The following is a 24,885-nucleotide window of genomic DNA, read 5'->3' on the forward strand; positions in this document are numbered from 1 at the left end:
GAGATCACACCTTAATCCAGTCTATATGAAAACTATTTACCTTCTAATCTTATTGGTATTGACGGCATTTTTCGTAAAAAAAACATTGCCGGAACAAAAAGGGAACCTTAAGATGACAGATATTCAGGTCATTGGTAGCCACAACAGCTATAAGGTGGCCATTGAAAAACCGTTGTTTGAGTATTTGTTGCAAAAGAATCCTGCTATGTCCGGATTGGAGTATGAGCATATTACTCTTTCGGAACAATTAGAATTAGGTTTGCGCAGTTTGGAACTAGATGTTTTTCATGATCCGGAAGGTGGGTATTATTCTAACCCAAAGGGATTGGAAATCGTGAAAGCTGCCGGTGCCGAACCAAAGCCTTTTGATGAGGAGAAAAAGCTACAAACACCTGGTCTCAAAGTTTTTCATGTGCAGGAAATTGACTTTAGAAGCCATCAATTGGTGTTTAAGGAAGCTTTAGAGGAGCTAAAATCGTGGTCCGATGCCAATGAAGGGCACAACCCTATTATCATAACTATCAATACAAAAGATGGTGAAATACCAAACACCAGAAAACCACTACCGTTTGATGTGGAAGCTTTAAAAAATTTGAATGCGGAAATCTTAGCGGTTTTTTCCTCAGAACGGTTGGTGACCCCAGATTTGGTACGGGGTGGTTTTGATACCTTGGAAGAAGCAGTTTTAGAACAAGGTTGGCCGTTATTGAGCAAAGTACGTAATCGATTTTTATTTGTTTTGGATGAAGGTGGGAAAAAAATGGAAACCTATTTGTCCAGTTACCCCAATTTAAAGGGAGCTGCTTTGTTCGTCAATCAAGAAGAAGGAAACCCAACTGCTGCTTTTCGGATTCTAAATGACCCAATTGAGAGTTTTGAGCAAATTAAAAAATTGGTGAGTTTGGGGTACATGGTGCGCACACGTGCAGATGCCAATACTCAAGAAGCTAGGGATAATGATTACAATCGGTTTGAAAAAGCAAAAGCATCGGGTGCACAAATAATCACTACGGATTATTACTTGCCCAGCACGCTTTTTAAGTCCGATTTTAAAGTTAGTTTTGAAAACGACAGTTACGAAAGAATCCGAGAGTAAAAAAGAATGTTTAGAAAAGTAATGCCCTACCTGTTAGTTTTCGCTTTTTGCGGATGCAAAACAGAGCCATCTCAAAAGGAGAATTCACAGAAGGAAATTAAAGTTGCTTTTATGGCGGATATACATTTTGCCGATGTCTATCCCAACCTAGACGAGAGCGACTTTAAAGGTATTTACGATAGTGTGCAAAACCGAAGTTTGTTACTGAGAACTATGAATGCGCAACTGCATTCTACCCGACTTTTCAACGAGAACTATTTTGCTTTTTTTGCCGCTTTGGATGATGCGGTGGCCAAAGGTATCAAAACCATTGCTTTGCCAGGTGATTTTAGTGATGATGGTCAGCCATTACACATAAAAGGTCTAAGAAAAATATTGGACCGCTACGCTGCCGAATATGATATAGAATTCTTTCTTATTAATGGAAATCACGAGCCAACCACTCCTTTTGGTGATGAAGGAGGGAAGTCCGATTTTTTAGGTGCGAACGGGAAAGCCCAGCCACTTATGAGTGAGAGGGGAAAATACAGGGCCAATGAGGAATATCAAAACCCAACCCAAGTGGTGGCCGATTTACAAGAGTGGGGCTATGCAGATATGGTGCAAGAGCTGCGTAACCATGGCTTTTTTCCAAAAGAGAACTATCTTTTTTGGTCCACTCCGTTTTCTGAATATTCGGTTGAAGAGTATACTTTTGAAAAAGCTAAAACGGCTTCTGATTTGGCGCGTAGAAAATACCGTTTAGAGACGTCTGAGGTGCTTCTGCCAGATGTAAGTTATGTGGTGGAGCCTGTAGAAGGGCTTTGGTTATTGGCTTTAGATGCCAATGTATACGTTCCAAAAGAAAATGGTGGTTTTAGTAATGCCGGAATTGGTTACAACGAAGTTTTAAAACAAAAAAAACATCTTATCCGCTGGACGGAAAAAGTAGTCAAAGAAGCAAACAGACTGGGAAAAACCCTTATCGCATATAGTCATTACCCTATGGTGGATTTTAACGATGGTGCTTCCAAAGACATCGCAGCCTTATTTGGTGAAAAGGCCTTTCAAGCGCACCGTATTCCGTCGGATTTGGTAGGGGAGACCTTTGCCAATATTGGCCTAAAAGTGCATATGGGCGGTCATATGCATTTGAACGATACAGGGGTGTTCACTACAAAAAGGGGAAATACGTTGGTGAACATTCAGAGTCCGTCTTTGGCGGCCTACGTACCCGCGTATAAAATTCTTACGATTAAGAACCCGAAACATATGGAGGTTGAAACCGTGGTTCTGAATGAGGTAAAAGGGTATGATACCTTCTTTGATGCGTATGAAAGGGAACATGTTTTTTTAGCCTCTCATTTTGCCGATGAGGTATGGGAAAAGGATATCCTTTCCACGACTTCGTATTTAGACTATACCAAAACGCACTTGCAAGAATTGGTACGCCTACGATTCTTACCTAGCGATTGGCCGGAAGAACTCGTTCAGCAGTTGCTCAACCGAAATGGTTGGGAGCTTTTGACCGCTTCAAAATCCGAAGAGAAAATTAAAGCCGAGCTTCAAAAAGAAGAATTGACCATAGAAGATTTCTCATCTTGGCAAGGAATGGACCTTATTGTTGACTTTTACAAGTTTAGAAACGGAGACGAACTTGCTAAAAGAGACATTGATGCTACACAGTTAAAAGCGTATGAGTTTTTATTGGACCAATGGTCCCAAGAAAACAAAAATGATGAGCAACTTTTACTTAAGCAATTCGCATCAATATTTAAAAAGCAAATGGTAGGAGAGCCCTCAGAAAATTTTAGTGTAAACGTAAGAACCGGAGAGTTGAGTCCGTATTAACTCATAATTATAGATTCTATTTTTTTTGAATAAGGCCTTCTAGTATCACTAAAATTAGCAAGAGCTCGTTAAGAGAAATTCGCCATTTGTACGTAAATTCATACCATTCATACATTTTGAAATTCCGTGTAAACATTTGATTATTAAATTTATGTAAGTAACGTGGCTTGCTTGAAGCGAGGTTACTATTTGCACTTTATTACATATATGATCATGTGTGGCTATTGACCTGTACTAACGGGAAATGAAATCATATTCTTCCTTTTAAAAGTTCAAATCACACATATTTATATCAGTTAGAGTATCCATTTGTTCCTAGTCTCTAATTGGTATTTAGGATAATTCCCCCCTGTAAAAACTATAGAATGTTTTTGATGTTCTCATCTCTGAGCATATCATAATCAACTTTTATCAATAATTTTTATAAACATGGGAGATGTAATCACCACCGAATTAGAAAAGGAGCTTGTTTTTCATAAACTGGTTGACGAAAATCAGCAAATAAACGAGAAAGAAATCACCCTACAATCATGGATAGAGCGTGACGAAGATTTATCGAACGAATCCGTCTGTGGAATTGATCAACGTCAAAAAGTTTTGGCAACCTTGCAAATGCCGTATATGGCCATTTGCAAATTGTACATGAAAGCCAAAAACGGACTTAATTATGTAGGTTCTGGTTGGTTAGTAGCGGGAGACCGTTTGTACACTGCCGGGCATTGTGTTTACAATAAAGGCACAGGTGGGTGGAAAACATCAATTATTGTTATACCCGGTAAATGTGGATATTCAGAACCCTACGGTAGATACGAAGCAACGGAACTTATGGCTACTCAAGGATGGATAGATGGTGCCTCGCCAAGATATGATATGGGCGCTATTAAGATTGATAGACCAGTATGCCATAACAGTTTTATTACCCCAGCTATGGAAGACCCCAATATTGCCGAAATCTGTGGGTATCCTGCGGATCGGGACAATGGTATTTTTCAATATAAAATGTCGGACAACTTGGTAAAAGAGCACGGCCGGTTTCTATATCAAGCGGATACTTTCGGTGGGCAAAGTGGGAGCCCGCTTTTGAGGAACAGATGTATTGGCGTAGGTATTCACAATTATGGAGGTTGCCCTAACAAGTCCTCGGATTTATATCAAGAATTTATTGACGGGGTTGCCAATTGGTAAAATCGTATGCATAGCACAGTTCTAACCTCAAAAACAAAAAGTAATGAAAACATTGCGTAAAGGCAGTTTTGATTCCTCCGTTTCATTCTTAAAAAAACTATTGGGACGGTCAGGGTATCCACTGGAAATTTCTTCGGATTTTGATGCGCTTACACATGAAAAAGTGGTACACTTTCAACGTGCCAATTTTCTTGGTGTAGATGGGATTGTAGGCAAAAACACCTGGCAGAAATTAATGCTTACTGGCTATGATTTTGGATGGGGCACTACAGATTATATTCTTGAAGATGATGAGTGGATGCATGATTACACGGAGAAGGACACCATCTATTTACACCATACGGCAGGACTGCACAGACCCGATTATACTATTGGTTGGTGGGAAAACGATAATAAACCGGGAACTTTAAATAGAGTAGGCACCTCTTTTGTTATTGGTAGAAAGTCATTGGAAGGTGATGACATGTTTGATGGGGTAACTTACAGGGCTTTTAATGAAATGTTCTGGGCACATCATTTAGGTACAAAATTAAAAAACAATACACTCCTCAACCAAAAATCTATCGGTATTGAAATATGCTCGTTGGGGCATTTGAAAAAAAGTAGTGATGGTCAGTTTTATTTTCAGAGTAACTCCAAGAAAATAGCCGTGCCAGAATCTGAGGTTTGTCAGTTGAACACGCCGTGGAGAGGGCATCAATATTTTCAAAAATATACCGATAAACAAATCAAGGAATGTGAGCGATTGATACTCACACTGGCTACAATTTTTGACATTCCCGTAAAAAACCTCAAATACGATAGTTCTTGGTTTGATATAAACGAAGAAGCCCAAAACGGAGAACCTGGAATATGGACACACTGTAATGTGAGAACCGATAAAACGGATTGCTTTCCGCAACCGGAGTTTATAGAAATGCTGAACGGACTCCATACCGCATACCAAAATTTTGAATTGAATTATGCCGAGTTGGAATCTGCGACTATGGGAGCTCCCCATGAGTTGAATAAAGCCGTATTGGAAAATTATGCAGAGGATTTAGAATTGATTGACAATTAATAACCACTTGTAACGCTGTAGATTATGGATGATAAACTAAGGGAGTTAGCTGAAGAATCGTATTCAAATTATGCGAGTGTCTTAAATGACATAGATCGCATAAAAACGGATATAACCCATGTACGCCAGGGGAAAGTAGAACTGTCTGAAATTCAAACCGATACTGAGCGATTATCCAATCGTATTTCGCGAGAAGGAACAGCGGAACTTCAGGCATTAGAACGCATTAACGGGGAGGCCAATTTTCAGGATATCCGTATCATTCAGCGTATCGTAGAATTGTCTCGGGCCGTGGGTAGGATCACCACCAATTCCAGGTTGGGCAACACAGGTTACGGTACCGGTTTTTTGATTGCTCCAAACCTCATTCTTACCAATAACCATGTGTTAGGCACGGCGGAGACGGCAAGAAATTCTACCATTCAATTCAACTACGAGTTAGATCAATTTGGCAATCCTAATAAATCTGAAAGTTTCAATTTATTGCCGGATGAATTCTTTATGACTTCGCATTATAAAAAAGATGCCGGTGACCCCTATAGTGGCCTGGATTTTACCATTGTTGCTGTAGAGAAAGTGTCTAATGAAGGCACGCCAATCAGTAATTTTCCTGTCGCCCGATTGGATAAAAAATTGGGTAAGATAATTGATGGCGAAAACTGTGCGATCGTACAGCATCCGAAAGGAGATTATAAGAAAATAGTCATGAAAGACATTCGCATGCTGGTACTCAAGGGTGATTTTCTCATTTATGAATCGGACACGCTTCCCGGTTCGTCCGGTAGCATGGTCCTTGGTTTGGGAACTGGCGAAGTAGTGGCCCTTCACCATAGTGCCGTACCTAGAAAAAACAGACATGGGCAATGGCTGAGAAAAGATGGCTCTGTAGTACAGCCCGGAGACCCGGATAATATGATAGACTGGATGGGGAACGAAGGCATTCGCATTAGCAGTATTCTGAATACGATTGCGAAAATTCCCGTCAGCAAAACAATGGAAAAATACAGGTCGTCTTTGGTGGGTATCGTAGGTGCAAATACAAATTCAACTCCTGTTCATACCGAAAATAGAACCGCACCGTCAAAACCGTATGTTATGAATCGATCAGAGAGTACAAATAACAAAACCCTGTTCTTTGAAGTACAATTATCTCAAGTAAAAAATATGCGAGATGATTGGAAGGTAAATGCAGAAAACTTGGTTCCCGGCTTGGTACTTAACGAACCACTTTATCCCATGTCCACAGAGAAAGCACACAGAGATTTTTATTATATACATATAGAATCAGATAAGAACCCTTGGGAAATTGCTGCAGAATTAGAGGGATTACCACAAATTGAGACTTGCACACCCGATTTAGAAATGTTGACAGATATAAAACCAGGTCATTACGGCCGATGGTCAGGGAATGAAAGTCTAGAGTCATTAGATGATGGAACAGCCGACTGGTCTAAGAGTGAAAGTGATTTTAAAATCCGCTGGGCGAATGCCAGTTTGGTAAAGGAGTTTATTCCAAAAGGGCAGAGTGGCGAATATAGAAAATGGAATCTAAATGCGACAAATGCTAACAACCTTAAAGATGTTGAAGAATATGACAGATTAAAAGCAAATGCCGATAAAATAAGATTGGTACAGTTAGACACTGGATATACTGATCATTCCAAGGTTTTAGGTGGGTACAATTTACTACAGGATGAAGATTTTATAGATGGCGAAGATGCACGTGATGAAATGAGCGTAGGGATTTTAAAACAACCTGGTCATGGTACCCGAACTGCCAGTATAATTATGGGGAATACACCCAACGGCAAAATTGATAATGATGGCAATCAGGGAGTTGCCGTTGCAGAAAAAGAATCATTACTAAAGGTAATTCCGTACCGGATTTCTAAATCGGTTATCTTGATTGGTAGGGGGCGGAATTTGTTTAATGCCGTCTCTCAGGCCATTAACGCGGAAGCGGATGTTGTTTTTATGTGTATGGGCAGTTATCCTCGCCCTATGATTTATAGTATTGCGAAGACAGCCTATGAACGTGGAATCATTTGGGTTTGTGCGGCAGGTAATATGGTAGAGTCGGTTATTGCTCCGGCAGTATATCCGGGTACGATTGCGGTGGCTGCATCGAACCCTAATAACGATCCGTGGAAATATACGTCCTATGGTGCGGCGGTGGATATTTCTGCACCCGGTGAAGATGTGTATGTTCCTTTCAAAAACAAAAAACACGAAGATATTATGGTCTTTGGTTCGGGAACCAGCTATGCTACACCACATGTGGCTTCAGCGGCCGCTCTATGGAAAGCACAAAATTATGAAGCTTTAAAAAGTATTAAAGAGCCATGGCGTATTGTAGAGCTTTTTAGAAAACATTTAAAAGATTCTGCTTGTATAAAACATGTACCAGAGCAAAAAATTAAATGGTACAAAAAACGTTTTGGAGCCGGTATTCTAAATATTAAAAAGTTGCTAAATCAAAAAGTAACTCAAAGTGATATTGATTCCTTGGTTAACGCTTATGCCGGTAAAGAGAATATTAAAGAATGGGATTTAGGTGTACGAGAAACAGTTCATTTTCTATGGAACACCGCTAGAAGAAAATTAACTCCTGGTTTTGAAAGCACCCAAGTGGGAGAGGCGTTGACCGAAAGAGCACGAATAAGCGTGGCCGCTATGACCGGTAGACCGGTGAACAAGGTGTTTGAAAGTTATGGTCAGTTCGATAATGACCAAACCGATAAGTTGTTAAAAGTATATTTTGAAAGTTTCAACTAAAACCACAAAGATGAGTACAAAAACTACACAATTACGTGCGTATTTCGATTTGAATATCCATCCTTTAGCCAAAAATCAACTTTCTTCAAATTCAAATGAAAATTTAGAAAAGCCGATAGTTTTATCGAAAGATTTTAGGGACTATACTAATGAAGTAGTTCTTCGTAGGTTAGAAAGTCAGGGCAGTATTAACCAAATGAAACAAGGTAGAGTTTTAAATGGGGTTGCCTCCATTGGTTCGGTAGAATATGGTGTCGCCTCAAGCAAAGGTTTTTTAAATAATGTTCTGAAAAGTAAGTTTAACAAACCTGTAGACGAGAAATATTTTGAGTCTATTCGAGAAGGGGAGGTATCGTATTTTAGGCTTTTTTTGAAAAATATACAGCAATACTTTAATCTTAAGGAAGAAGAAAAAATAAATCTTTTAAATCGAATAAACTTCGAGGGTATAAAAAGTGATAATGTGAAGTTGTTTTTTGCCATTGATGGAGGCTATAACCTTTGTATGAAGAAGATTGGAAACGCATTAATAGAAGACGTGTTTAAAAAACCAGAAGAAAATAAGAAAGATGATAATGCAAAAAATGCAGAGAAGGACAATTCAGGAAAAGAACAAGCTAAGATAGAAAAAGAAGCAGAGGAAAAGGAAAAAGTAGAAAAGGAGAAAGACGAAAATTTACTATTTAACCCATCTGATATGGAGTCAAAATGTCCCTCTAATGTTTTAGAAAGATTAGTAGGTGAAATAAGGGGTAAAGATGGAGAAGTACTTTACCTCACATTAGCTCAATTAACACACATTCCCGAACAGCATTTAGCTACTCATGCTTACGGTGCCAAGATTTTAAAACACCCCTCCTTTTTTCCATGTGGTCATGGCTTGACGGAACTTGGAAAAAAAGTGATTGAGAAAGCCTATACTCTTACGGCAAATGCAGAGCCAAATAATGAGTCAAAGGATAATGCAGAACCAACAGGTAAGAAAAGCAAATTAGCACCTGTTTACATAGATATAACTCACTTAAGTCTAAAATCACGCGAAGATTTATATGATTTTCGAATCAATGGTAATATTAACTTTAGTGATAAACCTTTAATAGCGTCTCATGTTTCCGTAACAGGTTATTCTATTAAAGATTGGAAAGACAATCTTATAGTTGAAAAATGTCAGAACCATATAGAACAAGGTATTAAAACGGTCAAGATTTATACTCGTCCAAAGGTAGCGGCGTATTGGGGAGGGGGAACAAAGCAGGAATTTGCATTTAATCCTTCCACAATCAATTTAATGGACGAAGATATTATAGAAATTGCAAAAAGCGGTGGTCTTATAGGTTTAAGTTTTGATGTAAGTTTATTAGGAAATACTACTGAATCATTAAACGAAGAAGAAACATGTGAGTTTCTGTCTACTGCTGATTTTACACATTATTTTCCTTACTCAAGTGTTAAAACAATGGATTATACAAATAGGGAACAGTTGCGGGCCGAAGAGTCTTGGCTTTTGCCAAATAAGAAAGAGACTCATCCATTAAATCTTTGCTTGAATGTAATTCATATAGTAGCCGTAATTAATTTGAAAGCAGATGGTAAAACGAAGGAAAGAGCTGAAAAAACTATTTGTATTGGAAGTAATTTCGATGGCCTAATTGAGCCTTTAAGAGCTTGTGAAAATAGTATTGATTTTAAAAATTTGAAAGCCTGTCTAATGAGGTGGTTGCCCGTAGCCGCTAAAAGATATTTAAAAGTTAATGGAGGAACAAAGGATTCATTCAAGTTTGTAAATACAATTGAAAGACTAGAAACATTTGTAGACGGAATCTTGATAAAGAATGCATTTGAGTTTATTGCAAATCATTTTCCTTATAAAGATTCTTCAAAAGAAACGTCTGGCGTAGCTACCACATCAGCATAGAAATAAACACAATGAGTGCTCAAAATAAAAGTTTTAAGAATATCAAAAAACTGAATAGGGAAAATTTGGGATGGAGTTCTGTATCTCTTTTTCTTGTGGCTTTGGGTATATTAATTGCCTACGGCTTCTTTATCTATTTTTTAATTGGAAAGGTAGATAGTGGCGACCCAAGTTGGAGCCGGTTAATTTATTTGTTTTCCGGGGTAGAGGCCATTGTTTTTGCTGCGGTGGGGTTTCTATTCGGAAAAGAAGTGAACAGACAACGAGCTGAAAAAGCGGAAATCGAAAAGAAACAGGTAGAGGAACAAAAGGAAAAAATCAAAGACGAGAAAGTAGCGGAGCACAATAAGGGACTCGTTCTTGGTGCAATGATTATGCAAGCGGAAGGCAGTCAAAATAAGTCAATGGAAAATAGGGGTCTGGAAATGGAAATATCCTCGAGTGAATTGCAGAGCATTGCAGAAAAAGCAAAGCAATTGTATCCTGAGCTGGATAAGTAGTTTTTATTTTTTTCGCTCTCGGGTAAGATTATAGGTAAGTCCAACATAGATGCCCCATTTGGATTTTTTATAGGTGGGGGCTGCGGCAAGTTCTGCGGGAACGTACAAATTTCCGTTCTCGCTTTCCACACTATTTGAGAGTACATCTAATCGCGCTAACGAAGCTCCGGCGTTTATGCCTATGAGCTGCTCTCTGCCGATTAATACACCGGCTCCAAAAAGATATCGGGTAATGCCATCCAAAGGAGATACCGCAGCGCCGGCATTCAGTCCACCTCGTAGGCCCGCTTTAAACTGATAACTGAAATGAGCCAATGCTCCTATGGCAACATCAAAATTACTTCCGTTTTCTTGTAGTATTCGGTTTCGTCCATCATCCTGACTTTCTAAATAATATGATTTTTCGTTGAGGTTGTTATAAAAGAATCCTGTTGAAAAATCGAACTTAAAACCACCTTTCTTTATGAAAAAGTCGATTTTTTTAGTAAAAATCGTGTCGTTCGTAAATGTATTGATAAGCGTTATTTTTGCTTCCATAACATCTTTGGATGCCTTTAGCAGTTCAGGAAATTGCTTGTAGTTTTTCATCTCTGTAGAACCCACAAGAAAATCAAAATACCTTAAGCTGGTTTCTAAATCTATAGCTTCACTCAACACCTCCAAATAAGAAGAATACAGAATTAATTCATTAACTACACGAGAATCTATACGCAGGTCAGAATTCTCAATTAGCCTCTTATAATAGTGTTTAGCACTTTGGATGTAATGGTATGATTGAGCCACACTGTTTCTCAATACATCATAATCTACTTCTTTTGGTTTTAGGATATCCGGAGTACTATTAAAAACCTGGTTGAGTTCACGTAAATGAAACTTTGCTTTCTTTTGAATGCCTTTGACCATATCCAGCGTTCTAAACTCAGCATTGTCATTGGAGACCTCGTACAGTGCATTGGCACGCTCCGTAAGTGAATCGAGTTTTTTAACGTGCTCTAGGGATTGGTTGTAAACAAGGTTATACTGTGGGCCAGCGCTTTCTTGAGACATGAAACCCAAAATACCCGAATCTGGAATTTTAAGTAAAAGCGACTTTAGAATACCCGGCGTGCTTGAGGTTAGACTGTAATCGTTCGTTTCAACTACGATATCAACAAAAGCGGTATTGACTCCTAGTATTTTTAAATCGTAAAACTGATTCGCTTTTAAATCGTCCGTGGCTACATGCTCTAATTCTTTTTTTTCTAAATCGGCTTTGAACGTAATGGTTTCCTGTGCCTCTATTGAACAACAAAAGAGGCAGGAAAACCATACTAATGGAACTATTTTTTTCATAAGGGGTTCTTTTAATATAGAGTTTAAGTTGTTATACAACAGCAGCGGTATTTATGGTATGAAAGGGCATTACTAAATGTATGGGTGTACCATTAATATCCACAATACATTTGTTCCAGGCCATTTCATAGAGCTTTTTTAAATCCCTTTTATCTTCTTCGGTCATGACACTTTTTGCACCATAATTCATAATGGAAAAAGGTTTGTGCTCCCCAAATATTTCCGATGGCCAAGCCTGCTCGCTGATTTTCGCAAAAAAATGGCGAAGCCCAAAAATGTGTCCCAATTCGTGCATCATAGTCTCTAACTGTTCTTGTTTCGTTTGCTCGAACATCTTCGGATAAATCACCAATTGATGCCGTCCACTATCGGGAAAAAAGGCACTTGCCAGAACGCATCCGTGAGCGTTACAATTATCGGACGGCGATACATGTATCTGAAAATCGGAATTGTCCGCATTCTCATTAAAACGAACTGGAACTGCATCGCCCCACCCTAATAGGGCTTCGCCCAACAATTCCCGAACGTAGTTTTTTATACCTTCAGGGTTCTGATAGTAATACAGGGCAGTTTCGTCAAATGTCCAACGTAGAACCTGATGTTGTGCCCAAAGGGGAATAAACCCTTCACTGGCATCCACCAAAATTTCAAGTGGAGACCGGTCTCCAGGCGTGGAATGTCCTGAGCGGTCCGTGGCACAAATAAAGTTATCGCCGTATCTGTGTACGCCAAATTGCTCGTTTTTCATTAATTCTTCTTTGCTTTTTTGAGCGAATAGCTCTTTTGAATTTGTTTTCTTTCCCATGATGTTCTTTTTTAGATATTATTCAAAAAATGTTCCTTTAAAGTGAGTGCTAATTTTTGTTTCAAAGCGTAAACGGTCCATATTTGGACGGGTTATGAGGTTATCACTATTTTTGGCCACCGGAGGCCAGCATTCTACTTAATAATGGAATAACAACTCCCAGTCCGCCAAAAGCGGTTAAGAGCGATTCAAAATCTTTAATGAACTCTGGGTTTCCTAGTCCTATAAAGACAATGATTACCACAATGACCAAATACAATAAGATGCGGGTATTCGCCCAACTACCTTTGCCTCGGTTTTTGTTCTCTAGTCGTAGCGCTTCATTTAAAGAAACCGAAGTGGCTATAAAATTTCTGAAGCTATTATTAAATATTCTAGGCCGGTCTCGCCAAACAATTAGTCCTTTTTTCATTAGTGAGAATAGGCTATTGCGATTTTTTATGTTCATAAAACCATCTTTAGCAAGATCATAAAGCATATATCGTTCGCGAGTGGGTAAGGTGTTCCAGATATCATTGTAATAGCCATGGGCTAAGTTCTGAATATGCATAACCAAACGTTGGCGATTTAGGCCTGATTTTTTTGTGTCAACCAGAGATTTTGAAACTACTATAGGAGCCAAATTGGGCAGAAAGTTGCTGTAACCCAATTCCCCTAATAAGAATTGAGCATCTTTTGCATTCGGCTTTTCGTCCTTTTCTAGATTAAAGGCACATCTCAGTTTTATTTTCTCCGGGTTTTTTGTAATACTTATTAACACTTGGGGAAAGGCACCAAGAATATTTCTCCAAGAATTAAAGTCATCCTCTATACTGCCCCAAGGTAAATCTAAGTTTTCTGGCGGATTTTCATACATCGCAAAAATTTGACTTGGGTAAACCTCAGATAATAATATAATCCGCTTACCTGAAGCAATGAGAAATAAAATAATTTTGAGTTTAAGATGATTTGATTGATAAGACTTAATGTTGTGCTCTAGATGGTCAATTATAAAAGCTTCATGATTATCTAAATCGTATGGCTTTTGTTTTTCAATTTTTGTAGAAAGAGCAGGTATAAGTTTTGTCATTTCGGTATCAACATTGATAGTGTTTAGTTTCAACATTGAGAGCGTGTCCGGGTTTTTGTATTCGGCTTTTCTAAGAATTTTATCAGCAAAACGTTTCTTGCCACTAAAGGGTGGTCCAATTAAAAGTAAACCGGAATTGCTATCCTCATCATAGATGACATTTTTAAACTTATTGAGATAATTGGCTTTTGGGTTGATGTCAAAATCCGCAGCACTAAGGTGGTTAAATCTAAAGGCATAGAATCGGTCTGTAAAGAATAGTATTAATGAAAATAGTCCGGCCATAATAATTAATAACCCCATAATGTACAATGCGAGAAACGAATACTCATTCGATTTATCCGGGAAGTTTGAAATTGAACTTAAAGCTTTTTTATTATTGTTTAGACTTTGTAATACAAGACCATTTGAACTGGTAGAATCATCTTTTTTAGTATCTACTGTCCACCAACTTGTATCATCAGCATTTTTCTTAACTAGCGATTGAAAGTTTTTGGTGTCTTCGTGAAACTGAGGTCTAATGGCCCAAAGAAAATCAGTTAAGTAGTTTTTTTTATGATTTGACGAGATGTTGTCGTTAGGATATTCTCCAACATAAGATGTTATTGCTAATCCATGATGGTGATATTGTCCGCTGTCTAAATGCATTTTGTGTATTTCTTTAAATTCATCCGTTGTACCCTTGAAAGCTGGTAAGTTTTGTTCTAGAACTAATTCTTTTTTTAGATATTTCTCAGCCATATTAAACTGGTCAATTTTAAGCCATATTGTATCATTAATTTCTTTAGCATTTTTAAATATTAAAAATGAAGGATAAATAGAAGCCAAGGCCAACCATATAAACATAAAGAGAGCGTACCAATACTTGTAAGAGAGTTTCAATTGATTATTTCGTTTAGCAATCTTTTTTAGAATTGTTTTTTTTAGGGCGAACCACCAAGTTTGTTTTGCTGTATCATTGATTTTTTTCTTTTTGTAAGTCCGTTTTTTGTATATGATATAGAGTATATACAAAGACTGAACACAGACACTTATAATAAACTCTCTTGACCAATTTGAATCATTGGTTATATAGAACAGCACGTATAATAAAATTATACTGGATAATAGAATTAAGTCTCTTATGCAATATTTAGTATCTGGTTTATACCCTTGTGGGTGAAGAGTGTAAAATATGATAAGATAAGAGTTGATGGATAATAATAAACATAGAAAGAATATTTCTGTGGGATTTAAACATTTGGCCACCGTTGCAAGAGAAATTAAGGATATAAGAAGTAGTACGGAAAGTACAAAGTAGCTATGTCTTAATTTTTTTTTGGGAGTTAGAAAATCGAAACGAAACGTATTGTATTTGTATAAACCTAATTTGGGATTTCTGATAATGAGGGAGAGAATAGTAATAGTAACAACTATTAAAAGAGCCAATAGCAAAACAATACAAGACATGGTTAACACCTCTGAAATTTGCGTGCGCAATAAGTCAATATCAAAAAAGGTGATAACACTCAGATCAGTTCCTTCTATTGATTGTATATGGTATAAATGCCCCTGTTCTCGATAAACAAATTTTCCATGAGTACTAACTCTTTTGGCAACTGCAGCGAAAAGTTTATCATGTTCTCTACTAACATTTTCTAAGTTTTCTAAAGTAGCCCGTCTTTTTTCTGAATGAAACCATACATCTCCCTCTTTATTGATAATGGCAAATTGATAACCAAATGGTAGAATCGCTTCATGAACAGAGGATAGTTGCGCCGCTCCAATTCTATAACCAGTGGTATAATCAAATTTATTTTCTAAAACATAAACGAGTTCTTCTTTTTGACCGTCGTCTTCTATTGAAACTACTGGGTTCATGGAATATTTTATAGGGCTTTTTTTTGCCTCTACCGAGTCATTTAGAACATTGAACCCTTTTGTTATAAAGTCTAGCGTTTCAACTGCGCTTTCTGTTTTTTCAAAAATTGTGGTGTCGCCTTTTTTATGTAGATATTTGGTTAATGTATTTAAAAAGCTTTTAGTTATTGGTAGGGAGTCTGTATGGTTGGAAATGTTGCTTATAGAATCAAGCCTATCTTTTAGTTGCGTTATAAAATGTTTAGTATTTTTTTCAACAGACCAGATGTTTTTAAAATCATTATAAGCTTTAAAATAAGGCCTTGTCTGTAGATTATTAATTTCTTCAATTCCATTGTTGAAAATAAGTTTGATGTAATAATCAACTTTACCTATACTATCTACTTTTGCAATAAATTTGAAGTTTTTTGAATAGAATGCGTTCTCGGGGTAAAATGAAGCTGTTTTGGTTTTATGACTATACTTGTTGTCTTCCTCGATTAAGTTTATAGCATATAAACTATTTACCATATTTTTGTTCTCTTTTTCAAAGCGTTCTTTTAGTTCTGTACCTAGCTTCTCAAGATTATCAGGAACACGTTGGCTGTAGTTATAATAATATTCCATCAAAGAGAAAAAAACCAAAATAAGAACTGGAGCTCCAACAATAATGGAGATGCCAGATAGGATAACATCATTACTTGATACTCTTTCATCTTCGGCAATAAATAGCATTTTAAAGTAGGGTAGACCAAAAATAACTAGAAGGAGAAATAAGGACATTATAGCAATTATCCAAGCATCTAATTTTCTATTGGCAGAATTGTAGTGTTCAGTTTCTATAAAACCGACCATTGAAATTTCATATTTACCATCTTTATTTTCATAGTTGTAGGTGTAATTTTTTGAAAAGAGTTGGTATTGTTTATTTTTTTTAGGAATTGCAAGAGTCGCTCCGATATTGTAAGGGTCAATTTTTTTTAGACTATCGAGAATAGGTTTAACTACCGCTCCTTTTAAGGAAGTTATTATGATTGGTTGCTTATGGACAGGTATTGGATTGTTTTTTTCTTTGTTTATTTCTGAATCATTAGAATTTTTGGATTGATTGCTTTTTACGATAAAAATTATTTGTTCGTCGAAGGTTTGAGTAAATTGGTGGGGGATATTTACTTCACTTTCTAATAAAGGGATGCTGTCGATTCTGGAATTAATTGTTTCTTGAATAATAGTATTTTTCGTCTCTACAAATTTTTCATACAGATTATATATTTCATTAATATCTACATTAGGATTTCTTTTTATCGACTTTAAATAATTGTCTAGCGAATCACTATTGTTTTTTTCAAAATTGTCGTCTAAATCCTCATATATCTTTAGTAGTTTAGTTTCTTCGTTTTCATCTATTTCTTTGTTATTTTTTCTTTCTTCTATTTTTTCTTTTTCACCACTAATATATTGGGTAAATCCTGTTACATTCTTTGCTTCATTATTAATAGTCTCGTTGAGAAATAGATTTTTGTAATCTGTGTTTTTAGCGAATAATTCTTGGTATTTATTATCAAGCTGTTTTTTAATAATTTCAAAATTGGCATCAAGACTCCGAAATCGGCTTTCCTGATAGTGATATTCATTATGTTTTATATAAGAATAGTAAAGGCCAAAGAATACAGCGATAATGGCAATGGCAATGCTTAGCATAGTAAACATGCGCTTCCTTGCCGTGAAAGTTTTATTTATTGAATTACCTAGGTTAGATGTGTTTGGCATGGTCTCTAGAATTAGGTAGTGTTAGCTTCTCGTAGTTCTTGTTTTCTACATTCCTAAACTGAATTAAACCATGACAAGATGAAATTGTCAAGGTTTGGATTTGCGCAAAACTGGAGGGGGTTATAAATATTTACCTATTTAAATAGTAAGTAAAAACCTAATTTATTTAATTTTTCAATTATCTATTTCAAATTTGTATAGATGGTATCATACGTTGTATGATTGGTATTTACATTAGTCTAAAAGAGATAGCTGTTTTCGTTTTCCCAAAAACAAAAAACCCGCACAGTTTATACCGTACGGGCCTAGAATTCTAAATTGTAAATTAGTCCAGTTCCGGACTGGTTCCACCATCGTCCATCTCTTCATTGGTAGCGGCGGTTACATCGTCTACTTCGGACGTCTCGGATATGGCTTGAAGGAGCCATTCTGGTGGACCTCCAATATCTACGTGCCCGTCTTCTGTTGAAGCAGTTATATTCGTAAAATCTGTGTCATGTCCATCTGCGGAATCAACAGCAATATCAGAGGGTGGAAGCCCTGCATCTGCTACGGGATTTGAAGTTTCCATGGTATCTACAGTTTTGTCATTTGTAGCATCAGATGAATCGTTTATATTAATATTTATGTTCATAGTTCATATATTTTTAGTGTTACCAAATAAATTTATCGGTTCATAATAGCATACCGTGCTTCAAATTGTAATGTTGAGCCCGTAAGATTTTTAGCCTCAATGAAATACTTGATTTTGGTACTACTTTGCCTACATACCTTAATTTTCCATTCTAATTGCGCGCCCCCATCCCTAATCGGGCTTTTTGCAACACAATTCCATACCACATGCCAAGCCTCAGGCCAGCTATGGGTAAACCATCGTCTTGTACTATTTGCAGGTAAACTGCCAGTAAATTGAACACCTACTCTCATAATTTTTTAGATTTTTGGGAGGGACTTTTTTTGGTCCTTCCAGATTAATGATTTTCGTTTAAGATGCAATTACACAGTACCGCGCTTGTACGTTTACCGTATAATTTTTGAGATTTTTTATCTCTATGTAATATTTGATAAGACCAAAAGCCTGTCTCGTAGTTTTTACTTTAAATTCTATTTGTGCAGAACCGTCAATTGCCGGCGCTGTTGGAACTACCGTCCAGATTACATGGTAATGGTCCGGCCAGCTATGGGTGAACCATCTACGGGTTGCATTACGTGGTACACTACCGTTAAATTGAACCCCGCACCAAGGTCTACGCGAAGCGGTAGCTCTAACCAGTGCCCTTAGGTCCGGACGTCTGCCAATACGCTGAGATACCGGGTTAGCTCCTGCTTGTTGTGCGGAACCTGTGCTTCTCAACAATTGACGGGCTCTACGAGGCGTAAGCATAGCCCTTCCTGCTGCTTTTTGAATTCCCTGTAAACAGGCTACAGCACCTGTAACGATAGGCGAAGCACTACTGGTGCCATTAAACCGTGTGGTATACCATTCATTTTTGTTATTTGGGTTTGTTCCGGTTATTCTACCATATCCGCAAGTAGTTACCCCTTGGCCCCAACCTTGGGTATCAACACAAGAGCCGTAATTACTAAAACCTAAACGGCTACGGTCAGCACCCCAATTTCCTCCATTAGTACCAGGAGGTGGTGCACCTGCACCCACAATAACACAGCCGCTATCGTGACCTGCGGTTCTACGGAAAGGATTTCGCCAACTAGATGGGAACCCATTTGGTCTAGTATTATAGATTGCGGCATCAAGATTTTGAGACCCATTTCCAGCTGCTTCTATGACTATGATGCCTTTGTTGGTGGCATATTGTAACGCTGCTAAATCATCTGGCCACCATTCAATGGCTATAAAGCCCATTTGTGTATTACCACCTGGGTAGTTAGGCCCACCTCTATGCAGTTCAATTAGCATAAGATCTCCCGCTCTAAGGTTATCAGCAGCTCTTCTAATAGCATTGGCGGTACCAACACCAAATATGGAATAGGCCCTGACATTAGCGCTAGGGCAGATTCCGGTTACCCCAAAGCTATTTCGGTCTCCGGTCATTTCTCCAAAAACCGCCGTACCGTGATTGTGCCAACGTAGGTCGCTCGTATTGTTGTTTCCACCAAGGAGGCCGCCCACATTAACCCGTAGATCTTCATGGTTAAAGTTCCACCCGCCTTCAATGTCTATTATACGAACACCGTTGCCACGGCCGCCGGGTAGAGTCCAGGCGTAGCGTGCATCTACACCTTGTGGTGCCGCATTTAAATACCCTTGGGTGCTCGTGAGATTTTGGGCAATGGGCGGAGCATCATCACTTGGAGCGTCTTCCATACCATCTTCACCAAAATAAACGGGAGGTAAACAACCTGGTTTTACATACGCACCATCCACTTCGTCCAGTTCGTTCAATGAGGCTGCAATACTTTCCAGGTCTTCTCCTTCCGGTGCTGCTAGTTTATAAAACTGCCGCATTTTTGAAAGGTCCTCGGCACCTTCTTCTTGATTTGATTTTGAAACCAGTTCTGCCACTTCTGCATCTGTGTCTGCGAATAACGGAACAAGTTGCAGTTTTTTTTCCACTACAAAACCCGCTAGGGTGTTTGTAGATGGTTTGGATTTCGATTTTGCAGCGGTGAGGGCTTCCTCTGCATGAGGGGCCTCAACGCTTTTTGAGACGACAATGAGTTCTGGTGGTGAACCCGATGGCGAATCGATAACTACTTTACTTTTTTTTGTTGCCATAAAATTGAATTTATAGGTCGACCTTTTTATTGGTATCGACCAAGGTTAATAATGAGTTCCTAATAAGATCGGGGGTATTTAAAATCGGATAACAGTTTCATCTAATGATTGAAGCTGCTACATTGGAGGGAAGTCTAGGGGTTTTTGGTAGGAAGCTGTAATTCCCTTGATTTGCATCAATTGATCAATAAGTTCCTGAAACGGAGCATGGTCATCTATCCTAACATAATGATAGCATTTGTCATTCAAACAAAGTGCTTCTCCGGAAATTACCGGATGGTAGGGGTGGAGTACGGTTTTTACCTTTGGAATTTTCCATAGGTCCTTCTCTTGTCTCCCGGTTTGAATTACCAATTCCATACCAATTCTGTATCTAAATACGGATTACAATTTCAATTTTGAAACTGGAATCAAGTTTAGTTTTAAAGGGAGAATGTGTCTTTTTATTACATGACAAACGTACCGAATTAGGCCACTTTAAAAAACCTAATTTGTATAGTTTGATGGAAATTCATTATAATTTGCGGTGTTTGTTGCTTGTGTCTCAAGTAGTTGTATTTCAATATGTTGAATTGATATTAGGTTAAGTTTAATTTGAAGGTGCTCAACATTTTGAACTAATTTTTATTGTTGATTATCACCGTTTTGCCAGTGTTAAAAATCGATAAAAAGTACAGAAAAGAAGAAGCCTCATCAAAATTGGAATGAACCAAGTGATGAGGCGTTATCGGTATGATCAGAAAGTATGGTTTTGTGGTTTTGGCTTATGCAATTAAATGCAATGGCTGCCCGCTTTTATCCAAAGATTCAATAAAATCATTAGGTACATTTTGATATGCTTCCAATCCTAATGTGGTAATAAATTCGTTGGAAAATATGTTCGCCATTTTTTCGGAAAGTAGCCAGCTTCTACATTTCATCCATTTTTCAACATTATTGCCGTACATGTGGTTGGCTAAATTAGGAAACGCATAATCCATACTTTTGCCCCAATGCACGGTAAACGGAATGTTTTCAGCTTGCATTGCCTCGATCATAAAAGTGCCATATTCTTTCAAGCTGGGGATTTTATCGGATTTGTTCCATTGAATACCATCAATTTCAATAACGCAGGTTTTATGGAATTTGGTAAAAGCCAATGTACCCTCGGATTTATTTACATAACGCATCGCAAAAATCCCTGGAATAGGGTACGCTTTAGTCATTTTTACTAGGGCGTTCAGCGCTCTCTCAGAATCTTCAATGGCCACTCCCATAGAGCAGGCAAAAGCGGGGCCTTTGTAGCCGGCATCCCAAAAAGTTTCGTACAGTGTAGCCCTAATTTTTTCTTCGTCCTTGGTAATTTCCGGAAGAATACTTTTCTGCAAACTTTTTATAAACCACGGAATACTTTTTGGGAATTTTTCACTGAATTTAATGAGTAAATAAATAAGGTCTTTATAGAGCGATTTTTCAATTTTAGTAAACGGGTCTGGATAGGCTAGGGTATATTTTTTCTTGTACATGGCCTCAACTACATACTGATCTTCATCTACATACGGGTTAATGAAAACTTTGTAATGGTACGGACGGCTGGGCTTTCCGTTTTCATCTATCTCGTTATCAATTTTAAACTCTGAATTCTTAAAATCTAAAGTTTTGGATAAGGACAAGGCCAGGTCCTTATCAATTCGTCTCACATATCTATCCAACAAAAAAAGGTCTTCTGCCTCTAAGGCTACGCCATGAATGAACCCAAAACTGCCCAAACCGACCAAAGCAGCATTGAAAAGCTCATCATTTCTAATGACCCTGGCATTTATGCTATGTGCAAAAGCATCATTTAGACTGGGTTTTGTATGCCGTTCCAAATACACGTTATCAGTGGCGTTTGGTCCGGTAATTATATTAAGGCCAACCACATAATCTTGAACGGCACCTATATCAAAAGCGGACCCATGTACGCCTGTGGAAATACACCCGGCAATGGTTTGCCCGTTACTGGCACCTGTGGTTTTTAAAGATTTACCGTATTCGTTCAATTTTTGCGAAATACGTTTTATGGTATTTCCGCATTCAAAAAAGAAGGTGTTTTCATGCTTGTATTCAGAATCGGGGTGCATATCGCCTTCCTCTATTTCAAGGTCTAGATACATCAAATTGTTTTGATGCATATTATCTTTCTGATGCGCAATTTTGGACATGGACCAACGCGAACCGTACGCCCGGAAACCCTCGTTTTCCGTTTCACATTTTTTAATCAAGCGCTGAATTTCTTCCGCAGCATCGTTATAGCGCAGCACCCTGCTGGGCATAGTGGCTTTGTGTTCGTGACGGGTAATATATTGACGCTTCAGGTCAAAAGCCCCGTTCTCGTGCAGCGTATCCCATTTTTCAACTAATAATTCACTTGTCTTGGCCATAATTTTAAAGATCAGGTAGCATACATACATATTTTATCTTCACTTTTCTACGGCTTCCAAAAGTTACTAAGTACAAAAGGTTGCCTCCAAAAGTGTCCGTGAATTCAACCGAAAATAGTTTTCCGGATTCACATTTGTCTTTGGGTACTTTGATCATCATACCATCTGTAAGTACAGAAGTTTTTACTACTACCGTATATTCTCCGTACATTTTATCGCGGTACCAATCTTGGCCTTCCATAGTTTCGGGAGGCATGGGCACGCCGTGTGTGCTTACCAACCGAGTGGTGTAACAAGATTGTAGGGATAGCGCAGCAAGAAGTAAAATTGCGCTAATGATATAGACTCTACGTAGCTTAATATCCATTTTTAGAAGTAATTAAATTGTGAAGTAAAATTTCACAAAACGTTACATGATGATATTCGGTAGAGGGAATAGATGTTCTAATTTACATAGAATGGACAGGTGTCTACAGGTAATTTGTATGGACTAACCTATATTTTGTATAAGTGGTATTTTTTGAAGAATTGAAATGGCCTAAAACTGTAAAAATTTTAAAAACTGACTAAAACCTAGTAGAATCAAAATCGGTTAACTTGTTTTAGCAAAGGATTTTAACTCTAATATCGAGGTTGTTTTTAATTTCATTGAGATACCCAGGATTTAATAAATCATCCTTCAATCATCTGTATTTTTTCATTCTTATAGGCAATTTGGTAGGTTTTACCTTTCTCGGTTAGTTTAATTTCAAAATCGGAAGAAAAGGCCTTGTCATTAGTGGGGAACCAATCTTTTATTGTTTTGTTGATGCATATAAAAAGTCCGTTTTCGTCACCAATAGCGCAGAATCGGTCAAAATCACCATCGTATATTTCAATGCCTGTACTATTGTTTAGCTGAATGAATTCTTTTTCAATGTCTTTGGTTGGCAAACCTATCTCTGAAATTTCAATTAACTGATTAGTGTCAAATTTTTGTTCTGAAGAATTGCTCAAATTTTTTCGCGCAATAAGCTCAACTATATTTTGATCGCTATCATAAAAGTAAATGGCCTTGGCATTCCAAAATTCAAAATCCTGTATTTCTTGGCTGCCATTCATCAATATATCCACTTTTGATTTTACCCAATGTAACGCTTCAATTTCCTTGTTTGAAGGAATATTTATAGCAAAATGGTAGGGTGTTGTTTTTGGTTTGTACTCTATGTTGAGCATTGATTTGCCCATTTGAAAGACAACATTATTTTCAGTATGCTTTACTACGGTTAACCCTAAAACATAAGTGTAAAAGTGGGTTTGTTCTTTAAGATGCGAACTGTATATTTTTAATTCTTTGATCTGCATAGTTAATTATAGTCGGCTATGGGGTTTCCAAGCTTGTTTAAGCATATTTCTCAATAAATCTATATAACTCCAACCTATTTTTCGTGCGGCCAGTAAAGTCAAACTATCCTGATTTTGTCTGCTGGGTCTTGAAGGTCCGGTCATATTGGGTTTCATATTCAAATCAAATAAAAAATAATTCCCCTTTATATCCGCACGGCAATCTATTCGTATGGGAGCTTTAATATTTAATAGTTCGCCTGCTTTTACACATTGCTCGTATGCCCTTTGAATTTCTTCTGAATTCAACTCATCCTCTTTCAGAACGCTACTGTTTGTCATTACTGCAACCGTCCCGTTATAGGGGGCAATACCGTCTTTATGGTTAAATCTTTTAACGGCCGGAAGACACCATGGATTCTTGTAATTTACTTCCTGGTTATTGATGGTATAAGTGCCTTGAGGCATTACCGTTACCGTAATTTCCTGACCATTTAAAAATTCTTCTACATACACAAGCTTGCCATATTCTTCGTCTGAGAAAATCTCGTTAAGTTTTAGGTCCAGTTCTTTAGGGTCTTTTACTAGAGATACACCTTGACTGCCCCTGCCACGTAGGGGTTTAACGACCAGAGGAAAATCCATTTCAAGGGAATAATCCGTTAAATTTTCACTTGAAATCAATTGGGTCTTCGGAATGGCGATGTTGTTTTTCCTTAAAATTTCGTTCGTGAAAAATTTATCATCATACATATCTACCTCCTCAGGTAGCTGTCCTACAAACTTGATATTCCGACTAAAAAAGTGTGTTACATCATGGTCTTTGTATAAAACGGTATTCAGCCAAAATGTGTTGGCACCCTTATCCAGAGCTTTTTGAATACCCTCCTTAGTGTCGGGAAAAACCCAATCCAAATCGGTTTCTATGTTGGGTCGGTGTACAGGCGTTACAATTTCCACACCATTTTTATATAGCTCACAAGCAATATCTGCCCCACTATCTGAATAGCCGCCAGGCTTCATGGGTTTCTGTACGCCATCTTTAACTGGGGGGAGTTTGGCTTGATATAAAATAGCTATTTTCTGCATGATGTTTTCTTTTAAAATGTTGGTAAACTCACTGCCCTGTATGTTTCAATTGGTATAGTTCTTTTGTTGAAAAAGTAAAAATACCGGCTAGGGCAGTTTAGAAAGATAAAGGTAAAAAAAGGAATTAACAGAATTATTCGGGCTTGATAATAATCTTA

General features: G+C 37.7%; 17 protein-coding genes. 7 read left to right on the plus strand and 10 right to left on the minus strand.

The window, feature by feature from the left end; all coding sequences use genetic code 11:
- Nucleotides 1-25: 25 nt before the first annotated feature.
- From SJY45_RS17505 to SJY45_RS17535, 7 genes are all read left to right on the plus strand, one after another.
- Entirely contained in the window at nucleotides 26-1,096 is a 1,071-nt protein-coding gene (locus SJY45_RS17505; RefSeq protein WP_400072404.1) for a phosphatidylinositol-specific phospholipase C1-like protein, read from the plus strand.
- Between the two features lie 6 nt (nucleotides 1,097-1,102).
- Nucleotides 1,103-2,926 carry a metallophosphoesterase gene (locus SJY45_RS17510; RefSeq protein WP_400072406.1) on the plus strand — a complete coding sequence of 608 codons (1,824 nt, stop codon included), beginning with the start codon at nucleotides 1,103-1,105 and terminating at the stop codon, nucleotides 2,924-2,926.
- A gap of 429 nt (nucleotides 2,927-3,355) precedes the next feature.
- Complete coding sequence (locus SJY45_RS17515; RefSeq protein WP_400072408.1) at nucleotides 3,356-4,111, plus strand: trypsin-like serine peptidase; 756 nt, start codon at nucleotides 3,356-3,358, stop codon at nucleotides 4,109-4,111.
- A gap of 43 nt (nucleotides 4,112-4,154) precedes the next feature.
- A complete protein-coding gene (locus tag SJY45_RS17520; RefSeq protein WP_400072410.1) occupies nucleotides 4,155-5,171 on the plus strand; it encodes a peptidoglycan-binding protein in 1,017 nt (338 codons plus the stop codon).
- 24 nt (nucleotides 5,172-5,195) lie between these two features.
- Nucleotides 5,196-7,946 (plus strand): S8 family serine peptidase, encoded by a 2,751-nt coding sequence (locus tag SJY45_RS17525; protein ID WP_400072412.1) that lies wholly within the window; start codon nucleotides 5,196-5,198, stop codon nucleotides 7,944-7,946.
- 10 nt (nucleotides 7,947-7,956) lie between these two features.
- Nucleotides 7,957-9,861 (plus strand): hypothetical protein, encoded by a 1,905-nt coding sequence (locus tag SJY45_RS17530; RefSeq protein ID WP_400072414.1) that lies wholly within the window; start codon nucleotides 7,957-7,959, stop codon nucleotides 9,859-9,861.
- An 11-nt stretch (nucleotides 9,862-9,872) separates the two neighbouring features.
- Nucleotides 9,873-10,361 (plus strand): hypothetical protein, encoded by a 489-nt coding sequence (locus SJY45_RS17535; protein ID WP_400072415.1) that lies wholly within the window; start codon nucleotides 9,873-9,875, stop codon nucleotides 10,359-10,361.
- A 3-nt stretch (nucleotides 10,362-10,364) separates the two neighbouring features.
- Here SJY45_RS17535 and SJY45_RS17540 read toward each other — a convergent pair whose 3' ends face one another.
- The 10 genes from SJY45_RS17540 to SJY45_RS17585 form a co-directional block, all read right to left on the minus strand.
- On the minus strand, nucleotides 10,365-11,693 hold the full coding sequence (locus SJY45_RS17540) for a hypothetical protein (RefSeq protein ID WP_400072417.1): 1,329 nt from the start codon (nucleotides 11,691-11,693) through the stop codon (nucleotides 10,365-10,367).
- Nucleotides 11,694-11,724: 31 nt separating this feature from the next.
- A complete protein-coding gene (locus tag SJY45_RS17545; protein ID WP_400072419.1) occupies nucleotides 11,725-12,498 on the minus strand; it encodes a matrixin family metalloprotease in 774 nt (257 codons plus the stop codon).
- Between the two features lie 106 nt (nucleotides 12,499-12,604).
- The gene (locus SJY45_RS17550; RefSeq protein WP_400072421.1) at nucleotides 12,605-17,176 is read right to left on the minus strand and encodes a hypothetical protein; all 4,572 of its coding nucleotides are present in this window, start codon (nucleotides 17,174-17,176) and stop codon (nucleotides 12,605-12,607) included.
- Nucleotides 17,177-17,501: 325 nt separating this feature from the next.
- Nucleotides 17,502-17,810, minus strand: coding sequence for a hypothetical protein (locus tag SJY45_RS17555; protein ID WP_215438294.1), 309 nt, complete (start codon nucleotides 17,808-17,810; stop codon nucleotides 17,502-17,504).
- 351 nt (nucleotides 17,811-18,161) lie between these two features.
- Nucleotides 18,162-19,913 (minus strand): S8 family peptidase, encoded by a 1,752-nt coding sequence (locus SJY45_RS17560; protein WP_400072423.1) that lies wholly within the window; start codon nucleotides 19,911-19,913, stop codon nucleotides 18,162-18,164.
- Nucleotides 19,914-20,030: 117 nt separating this feature from the next.
- Complete coding sequence (locus SJY45_RS17565) at nucleotides 20,031-20,273, minus strand: hypothetical protein (protein WP_215438291.1); 243 nt, start codon at nucleotides 20,271-20,273, stop codon at nucleotides 20,031-20,033.
- Between the two features lie 404 nt (nucleotides 20,274-20,677).
- The gene (locus SJY45_RS17570; RefSeq protein ID WP_400072425.1) at nucleotides 20,678-22,315 is read right to left on the minus strand and encodes an FAD-binding protein; all 1,638 of its coding nucleotides are present in this window, start codon (nucleotides 22,313-22,315) and stop codon (nucleotides 20,678-20,680) included.
- Between the two features lie 4 nt (nucleotides 22,316-22,319).
- Nucleotides 22,320-22,682 (minus strand): hypothetical protein, encoded by a 363-nt coding sequence (locus SJY45_RS17575; protein WP_400072427.1) that lies wholly within the window; start codon nucleotides 22,680-22,682, stop codon nucleotides 22,320-22,322.
- A 305-nt stretch (nucleotides 22,683-22,987) separates the two neighbouring features.
- A complete protein-coding gene (locus SJY45_RS17580; RefSeq protein WP_400072429.1) occupies nucleotides 22,988-23,659 on the minus strand; it encodes a VOC family protein in 672 nt (223 codons plus the stop codon).
- Between the two features lie 6 nt (nucleotides 23,660-23,665).
- Nucleotides 23,666-24,727 carry an ATP-grasp domain-containing protein gene (locus SJY45_RS17585; RefSeq protein WP_400072431.1) on the minus strand — a complete coding sequence of 354 codons (1,062 nt, stop codon included), beginning with the start codon at nucleotides 24,725-24,727 and terminating at the stop codon, nucleotides 23,666-23,668.
- Nucleotides 24,728-24,885 lie beyond the last annotated feature (158 nt).

Source organism: Zobellia russellii, from assembly GCF_044597075.1.
GTDB classification, from domain to species: Bacteria; Bacteroidota; Bacteroidia; order Flavobacteriales; family Flavobacteriaceae; genus Zobellia; species Zobellia russellii.